The sequence below is a fragment of the Candidatus Symbiopectobacterium sp. NZEC135 genome (assembly GCF_025962695.1).
On record NZ_JAGFPF010001319.1, the window covers coordinates 1 to 598 of the forward strand.

A 598-nucleotide genomic window follows, 5' to 3' on the forward strand; every position below is an offset into this window, starting at 1 on the left:
AGATACCCCAGACGCACCGCCTGACGCGACAGCGAAAATACGCCGGAGATAACCGCCTGAGAGGCGATGATGGTCGCCAGCGTTGCCAGGATCAGCAGCGGAATCAACGCCCAGTCGGGAGCCAGTAAAAAGAAGGGGTTTTTGATGGCTTCTGGGTTACGCAGCAGCAACGCGCCCTGACCAAAATAGTTGAGCACCAACGACGGCAACACCACGGTGAACCACGCTAAGCGAATAGGGAATTTTCCAAAGTGCCCCATATCTGCGTAAAGCGCTTCCACCCCGGTGAAGCACCTGCGGCGTTTCCATCACGCTGCGCACGCCCAGCACCGCCAGCGTCAAAAACCAAATCAGCATCACCGGCGCAAACAGCTTGCCCACACTGCTGGTGCCGTGCTTCTGAATGGCGAACAGCAAGGTCAGCACAATCACCGACATTGGCACAATGTAGCTATCCAGCTCAGGCGCAGCAATCTCAATCCCTTCCATCGCGGAAAGCACCGACATCGCCGGGGTGATCACCACCTCACCATAAAAGAATCCGCCGCCAATCAGCCCCATGATCACCACGATGGAGGTCATGCGATCGCTGGTGTGG

1 pseudogene is annotated in these 598 nt (G+C 57.2%); it reads right to left on the minus strand.

Annotation, left to right across the window (positions count from 1 at the left end):
* A pseudogene (locus J5224_RS34045) lies at positions 1 to 598 on the minus strand (KUP/HAK/KT family potassium transporter); the annotation flags it as partial.